The organism is uncultured Aquincola sp., from assembly GCF_964001545.1.
Classification (GTDB): domain Bacteria; phylum Pseudomonadota; class Gammaproteobacteria; order Burkholderiales; family Burkholderiaceae_C; genus Aquincola.
Map to the genome: position 1 here is coordinate 1 of NZ_CAXFDV010000416.1, position 6,897 is coordinate 6,897.

Annotated in this window: 6 protein-coding genes and 2 pseudogenes; 7 read left to right on the forward strand and 1 reads right to left on the reverse strand. The window is 69.4% G+C overall.

The features are described 5' to 3' along the window. A pseudogene (locus ABNT58_RS14155) lies at positions 1-750 on the forward strand (carboxypeptidase M32); the annotation flags it as partial. On the opposite strand, the gene ABNT58_RS14160 reads toward ABNT58_RS14155, so the two are convergent. Continuing rightward, positions 735-2,999, reverse strand: coding sequence for a heavy metal translocating P-type ATPase (locus tag ABNT58_RS14160; RefSeq protein ID WP_348754112.1), 2,265 nt, complete (start codon positions 2,997-2,999; stop codon positions 735-737). The pseudogene ABNT58_RS14155 and the gene ABNT58_RS14160 sit on opposite strands and share 16 nt — an antisense overlap. A 76-nt stretch (positions 3,000-3,075) precedes the next feature. Between ABNT58_RS14160 and ABNT58_RS14165 the strand changes: the two genes are divergently transcribed. The 6 genes and pseudogenes from ABNT58_RS14165 to ABNT58_RS14190 form a co-directional block, all read left to right on the forward strand. Then, entirely contained in the window at positions 3,076-3,531 is a 456-nt protein-coding gene (locus ABNT58_RS14165; RefSeq protein WP_348754107.1) for a Cd(II)/Pb(II)-responsive transcriptional regulator, read from the forward strand. 70 nt (positions 3,532-3,601) lie between these two features. Then, entirely contained in the window at positions 3,602-4,507 is a 906-nt protein-coding gene (gene argB / locus ABNT58_RS14170) for an acetylglutamate kinase (protein WP_348754108.1), read from the forward strand. A 300-nt stretch (positions 4,508-4,807) separates the two neighbouring features. After that, on the forward strand, positions 4,808-5,194 hold the full coding sequence (locus ABNT58_RS14175) for a hypothetical protein (RefSeq protein ID WP_348754109.1): 387 nt from the start codon (positions 4,808-4,810) through the stop codon (positions 5,192-5,194). 60 nt (positions 5,195-5,254) lie between these two features. Beyond that, positions 5,255-5,995: a pyrimidine 5'-nucleotidase gene (locus ABNT58_RS14180; protein WP_348754110.1), complete on the forward strand. Its 741-nt coding sequence runs from the start codon at positions 5,255-5,257 to the stop codon at positions 5,993-5,995. 90 nt (positions 5,996-6,085) lie between these two features. Continuing rightward, the gene (slmA, locus tag ABNT58_RS14185) at positions 6,086-6,694 is read left to right on the forward strand and encodes a nucleoid occlusion factor SlmA (RefSeq protein ID WP_348754111.1); all 609 of its coding nucleotides are present in this window, start codon (positions 6,086-6,088) and stop codon (positions 6,692-6,694) included. Between the two features lie 51 nt (positions 6,695-6,745). Further along, positions 6,746-6,897, forward strand: a pseudogene (locus tag ABNT58_RS14190) (DEAD/DEAH box helicase); the annotation flags it as partial.

Genomic DNA, 6,897 nt, shown 5'->3' on the forward strand with positions numbered 1-6,897 from the left:
CGCTACAACCCCGACGAGTTCCTGATCAGCCTGATGGGCACCATCCACGAGACGGGCCATGGCCGCTACGAGCAGAACCTGCCGCGCGCGCTGCTGGGCCAGCCGGTGGCGCAGGCGCGCTCGATGGCCATCCATGAAAGCCAGTCGCTGAGCTTCGAGATGCAGCTGGGCCGCAGCCGCGCCTTCGTGCAGCAGCTGGCGCCGCTGGTGGCCGAGCACCTGGGCCCGCAGCCGGCCTTCGAGCCCGAGAACCTGTGGCGCCTCCTCACCCGCGTGGCGCCCGGGCGCATCCGCGTGGACGCGGACGAGGTGACCTATCCGGCCCACGTGATCCTGCGCTACGAGATTGAGCGGCCGTTGATCGAAGGCGAGATCGAGGCCGAGGACATCCCCGCGCTGTGGAACGCCAAAATGCAGGAGCTGCTGGGCATCGACACCACCGGCGACTACACCAACGGCCCGCTGCAGGACGTGCACTGGCCCGAGTCGTTGTTCGGCTACTTTCCCTGCTACTCGCTGGGCGCGATGTATGCGGCGCAGTGGTTCGCGGCCATGCGCCGCGCGGTGCCCGACACCGATGCCCGCGTGGCGGGCGGCGACTTCACGCCGGTGTTCGGCTGGCTGGATCAGCACATCTGGCAGCAGGGCTCCCGCTGGACCACCGACGAACTGGCGCTGCGGGCCAGCGGCGAGCCGCTGAACCCGGCGCACTTCAAGGCGCACCTGGAGGCGCGTTACTTGGCCGATTGAGGTGTTTGTGGGGGCGCTGAACGCAGCAGCCGGAGGCCGTTGCCGACCACCAGCAAGCTGGCCCCCATGTCGGCAAACACCGCCATCCACATCGTCGCCTCGCCCATCACCGCCGCCACCAGGAAAGCGGCCTTGATGCCCAGGGCCAGCGTGATGTTCTGCCACAGCACCGCATGCGTGCGGCGCGACAGGCGTACCGTCTCGGCGATGCGGCGCAGGTCGTCGTTCATCACCACCACGTCGGCGGCTTCGGCCGCGATGTCGGTGCCGGCGCCGCCCATCGCGATGCCGATGTCGGCGGTGGCCAGCGCCGGCGCATCGTTGATGCCGTCGCCGGCCATGGCCGTGGGGCCATGGCGCTGCTGCAGCGCCTTCAGCTGCACCAGCTTGTCTTCGGGCAGCAGGTTGCCGTGAGCCTGGCCGATACCGGCTTCCCGCGCCACCGCCTGCACCGTGGCGTCGTTGTCGCCGCTCAGCATCACGGTCTGCAGGCCCAGCGCGCGCAAGCCGGCCACCGCCTCGGCCGCATGGGGCTTGACCGTGTCGGCCACGGCGAACAAGGCCAGCGCCTGGCGCTCGTCGGCCAGCAGCGTGACGCTGCGGCCGGCGTTTTCATGTTCACGCAGCGCCGCTTCCAGCGCCGGGCTGCACAGGCCACGCTCTTCCATCAGCCGGTGGTTGCCCAGCACGTAGGCCCGGCCTTCCACCTGGCCGGCGGCGCCGCGGCCGGTGAGCGCCTGGCTGTGGCTGACCTCGGCCGGCGCGACCTTCAGGCCCGCCGCGATGGCGGCCGACACCGGATGGTTGGACGCGTGGGCCAGGCTGGCCGCGATGCGTTCGATGTCAGCCGCGGGCATTGCCACGCCCTCCAGCACCTGCCAGTGCACCAGCACCGGCTTGCCGTGGGTGATGGTGCCGGTCTTGTCGAAGGCGACGGCCTTGAGCTTGCGCGCTTCTTCCAGGAAGCTGCCGCCCTTGATCAGGATGCCGCGCCGCGCCGCCGCCGCCAGGCCGCTGACCACCGTCACCGGCGTGCTGATGACCAGCGCGCAGGGGCAGGCGATGACCAGCAGCACCAGCGCCTTGTAGACGGCCTGCAGCCAGTCCCATCCGGCCAGCCAGGGCCCCAGCAGCGCCACCGCCAGCGCGATGGCGAACACCAGCGGCGTGTACACCGCCGCAAAGCGGTCGACGAAGCGCTGCGTCGGCGCCCGTGCGCCCTGGGCCTGCTCCACCGCCTGGACGATGCGGGCCAGCGTGCTGTGGTCGTGCGGCTGCGTCACACGCAGCTCCAGCGTGCCCGCCTGGTTCACGGTGCCGGCGAACAGCGCATCGCCTTCGGCCTTGTCCACCGGCAGGCTTTCGCCGGTCACGGCCGACTGGTCGACCGCGCTGCGCCCGGCCACCACGGTACCGTCGAGCGCAATGCGCTCACCCGGCCGCACCCGCAGCACCGCGCCCACTGGCACGCTGGCCGCGGGCTGGTCCTGCCAGCGGCCATCGGGTTGGCGCACCTGGGCCGTGGCCGGCGACAAGGCCAGCAGGCCGTGCACCGCCTGGCGTGAGCGATCGACGGCCTTGGCCTCGATGGCTTCGGCCAGCGCATACAGCGCCATCACCATCGCCGCCTCGGGCCATTGGCCGATGGCGAAGGCGCCGGTCACGGCCACCGCCATCAGCGCATTGATGTTCAGGCGGCCGTGGCGCAGCGCCTGCAGTCCCTTGGCGTAGGTTGACAGGCCCGCCAGGCCGATGGCGGCTGCGGCCACCGCCATGCCGGCCACGCGCCAGGGCAGGGTGTCGGGCGCAAAAAAGTGCAGCAGCTCGGCGGCCAGCGCCAGGCCCAGCGCGGCCAGCAGGCGCGGCGTCTGGCTGCGCGGCGCGGCCACGGTGGCCTCGGCCTGCAGCGGCGTGGCGCTGTAGCCGGCGCGGCGGATGGCCTGCGCCGCCGCCTGCACCACCGGCGGCTCGGCATCCACCGTCAGCGTGCGGCTGCCCAGGTGAAAGCTGAGGGCGCGGATGCCGGCCAGCGGCTCCAGCGCGCGGCGGATGTCGGCCTCTTCGGCGGCGCAGTCCATCTGCGGCACGTGCAGCCGGGTGCCGCGGCACGCGGCGGGCGGCGGCTCGGCCGGGGCGTGGTCATGACGGTGGTCGTGGCCGTGGTCGTCGTGGTCATGGGCGTGCCCATGTCCGTGGTCGTGGCCGCAGCAGGTGGGGCCCGCGGTGGGTCGTGCGGGTTGAAGGGGGATGTGTCCATGCGCCATGACCGCATTGCAAACCCTGGAGCCGCTCCAGAGTCAAGCGCCATGCGGCTACAGTCGGCCGATGAGCAGTCCGGCAACCCCCTTGCGCATCGGTGAACTGGCCCAGGCGGCCGGCATGGACGTGGACACCGTTCGCTTCTACGAGAAGTCGGGCCTGCTGCCCGCACCCGCGCGCAGCGACAACAACTACCGCCGCTACGACCGCAGCGCGCTGCAGCGGCTGCGCTTCATCGCCAACTGCCGGGCACTGGACATGAGCCTGGACGAGATCCGCGTGCTGCTGGCCCACATGGACCAGCCGGGCGCCGATTGCTCGGTGGTGGATGCGGTGGTGGCCGAGCACCTGGGCCATGTGCGTGAGCGCATCGCTGCGTTGCAGTTGCTGGAGCGGCAGCTCGCGCTGCTGCAAAGCAGCTGCCAGCATGCGGGCAGCGGCGAACTGTGCGGCATCGTGCTGGCGCTGGGCGAGGCGCGACCCGCCGATGCGCTGCCGGCCCGAGGCGTGCACAGCCGCTGAGATCGTCACGGTCGTGGGCGCGGCCGTCCCTACAATCGCGGATCACTTTTGCTGCATCGCACCAACCGCCATGACTGCACCCACCGTTCCCGACCTTCAGCACATCGCGCCGCGTGAGCAGGCCGAGATCCTGGCGCAGGCCCTGCCGTACATCCGCAAGTTCCACGGCAAGACCATCGTCATCAAGTACGGCGGCAACGCGATGATCGATCCGGTGCTGCAGCAGGACTTCGCCGAAGACGTGGTGCTGCTCAAGCTGGTGGGCATGAACCCGGTGGTGGTGCACGGCGGCGGCCCGCAGATCGACGAGGCGCTGAGCCGCCTGGGCAAGAAGGGCACCTTCATCCAGGGCATGCGTGTCACCGACGAAGAAACCATGGAAGTGGTGGAGTGGGTGCTGGCCGGCCAGGTGCAGCAGGACATCGTGGGCCTGATCAACGCTGCCGGCGGCAAGGCCGTGGGCCTGACCGGCCGCGACGGCGGGCTGATCCGCGCGCGCAAGCTCAAGATGGTGGACAAGAACGACCCCACCATCGAGCACGACGTTGGTCAGGTGGGCGAGATCGAGTCGATCGACCCCAGCGTGGTCAAGGCGCTGCAGGACGACCAGTTCATCCCGGTGATCTCGCCGCTGGGCTTCGGCGCCAACAACGAGAACTACAACATCAATGCCGACGTGGTGGCCGGCAAGCTGGCCGAGGTGCTGCGCGCCGAGAAGCTGATGCTGCTGACCAACACGCCCGGCGTGCTGGACAAGGCAGGCAACCTGCTCACCGACCTGTCGGCGCGGCAGATCGACGAGCTGTTCGCCGACGGCACCATCAGCGGCGGCATGCTGCCCAAGATCGCCGGCGCGCTGGACGCGGCCAAGGGTGGCGTCAATGCCGTTCACATCATCGATGGCCGGGTGCCGCACGCCATGCTGCTCGAGATCCTGTCGGAGCAGGCCTACGGCACGATGATCCGCTCGCATTAAGTCAGCCCCCAAGCTCGCTGCGCTCGCGGCCCCCCGCGGGGGCGCAGGTTCCTTGGGGCGGCCCGGCGGAACCTCTTCCCATCGGCGCTTCGGCGCCGTGCGTCTGTAGGCATCGGCCGACATCGTCGGCCATCTTTACCAGTCCTCGGGCCAACGTCGTGCAAGAAGCGGCGTTGCGCCATCGGTGTGCCCACATTGTTCGCGTGTTCGCAATGGCGCGTTGCGGCCATGCGGGTTTTTCCTGTCCGGGTTGATCCCTACAGTCCATCTCACTGACCAACGTCATTGAAAGGACCTGACATGAAGAACCGTTTCATCGCCGCTGCTTCCCTGGTTGCCCTGCTGGCTTCGGGTGGCGCCTTCGCCCAGTCCGACGTGTCCCGCGTGGACGTGGTGGGCCGCAACACGGCCAACGCCTGGAACAACGGCGACACCAATGGCAACCGCGAACCGGTGAGCTACAGCAACGCCGTCAGCCGCGCTGAAGTGAACGCCCAGACCCGTGCCGCCATGGCCGCTGGCGACCGCTTCGCCATCGGCGACACCTGGGGCCAGCAACTGGGCCAGCGCTTCCAGCAGCCCGAGCTGACCACCACCGCCGCCGCCAAGAGCCGCGACGAAGTGCGCGCCGAAACGCTGCAAGCGATGCGCAACGACCAGATCGTCTACGGCGACAGCCACAGCTGATCGACCTGACCGGCGCAGCCGGTCCGCGCCGGTAAGCGAGGGCCATGCGACCATGCTTGCATGACCGCTCGCTGCACCTGGCTCTTCGACCTCGACGACACCCTCCACGACGCTGGCGCCTACGTTTTCGGGGCGCTGCATGAGTCGATGGGGGTGTTCGTGCAACGGGAGTTGCGCATCACCCGGGAAGAGGCCGACCGCCTGCGACGCCAGTATTGGCTGCGGTACGGCGCCACCCTGCTAGGGCTGGTGAAGCACCACGGCGTCAAGCCCGCGCATTTCCTGCACGAAACCCATCTGCTGCCCGGCCTGGAAGAGCGGGTCACCGGCCATCGGCACGACCTGGCCGTGCTGCGCCGGCTGCCCGGCCGCAAGCTCATCCTGACCAATGCGCCGCGCGCCTATGCGCTGCGGGTGTTGCAGGCGCTGGGCGTTGCACAACTCTTCGACGGCGTCATCACCATCGAGGACATGGCCATGTTCGGCCACCTGCGGCCCAAGCCCGACGCTCGCATGTTTCGCGCGCTGGCTGCGCGGCTGCGGGTGCCGCCTTCGCGCTGCGTGCTGGTGGAAGACACGCTGGACCATCAGAAGTCGGCACGCAGCATCGGCATGCACACGGTATGGATGCAGCGCTTCGGCCGCCGCTCGCCCACACGGGCACAGCGCCAGCGCTGGAGCAGGCAGCCGGCGTATGTGCAACTCAAGACCAGCCGACTGAACGACCTGCTGCGCCCGGGTAAGCACCAACCTTTGCGGTGCGGCAAAAGCATGAAAACGGGCGAATCTGGGGGGGTGTGAAATTGTTTCTACGTGCAAGAATCGACCGCAGCGTCAACTTTTGCGCACTTGGCGATGTCCCAGCTCTCGTCCGTATCCGAATTAGACTCGATGGCGTCCGACGCAGACCTGCCTTCGCGCAAGCGGCCCAAACCCGGGGAGCGCCGGGTGCAGATCCTCGAGACGCTGGCGGCCATGCTGGAGCAGCCGGGCGCTGAGCGCGTCACCACCGCCGCCCTGGCCGCCCGGCTGGAGGTGAGCGAAGCCGCGCTGTACCGCCATTTCGCCAGCAAGGCGCAGATGTTCGAGGCGCTGATCGAGTTCATCGAAGGCAGCGTGTTCACCCTGGTCAACCAGATCGTCGAGCGTGAGCCGCTGGGCCAGGTGCAGGCGCAGCGCACCATCGGCGTGTTGCTGCAGTTCGCCGAGAAGAATCCCGGCATGGTGCGCGTGATGGTGGGCGACGCGCTGGTGTACGAGAACGAACGCCTGGCCACCCGCATGAACCAGTTCTTCGAGCGGCTGGAATCGGTGCTGCGCCAAAGCCTGCGCGGTGCCGCGGAGCGCGCGGGCTCCGGCACGCCCACGGTCGATGGCCAGGTGCATGCCTCGGTGCTCACCGCCTTTGCGGTGGGCCGCTTGCAGCGCTATGCGCGCTCGGGCTTCAAGCGCCTGCCCACCGAGCACCTGGAAGCCTCCTTGCAGCTTCTGGCCGGCTGACAACCCGGCCCGCGCGCGGCCCCCGCGGCCGTTCGCTGCTACCGTCGCGCCATGTTCGATGTGACCTGGGGCGGTGAACAGTTCCGCCTGCTGCCGCAAAAGGCGGCTTATCTGCCCGACCACCGCACGCTGTTGATCGCCGATGCCCACATCGGCAAGGCCGTGAGCTTCCGCCGCCTGGGCGTGCCGGTGCCGCGTGGCAC

What these genes read in the sequence shown, in the direction of transcription:
- ABNT58_RS14165 (WP_348754107.1), top strand. Translation starts at nt 3,076, where the DNA reads ATGAGCAGTCCGGCAACCCCCTTGCGCATCGGTGAACTGGCCCAGGCG.
- argB (WP_348754108.1), top strand. Translation starts at nt 3,602, where the DNA reads ATGACTGCACCCACCGTTCCCGACCTTCAGCACATCGCGCCGCGTGAG.
- ABNT58_RS14175 (WP_348754109.1), top strand. Translation starts at nt 4,808, where the DNA reads ATGAAGAACCGTTTCATCGCCGCTGCTTCCCTGGTTGCCCTGCTGGCT.
- ABNT58_RS14180 (WP_348754110.1), top strand. Translation starts at nt 5,255, where the DNA reads ATGACCGCTCGCTGCACCTGGCTCTTCGACCTCGACGACACCCTCCAC.
- slmA (WP_348754111.1), top strand. Translation starts at nt 6,086, where the DNA reads ATGGCGTCCGACGCAGACCTGCCTTCGCGCAAGCGGCCCAAACCCGGG.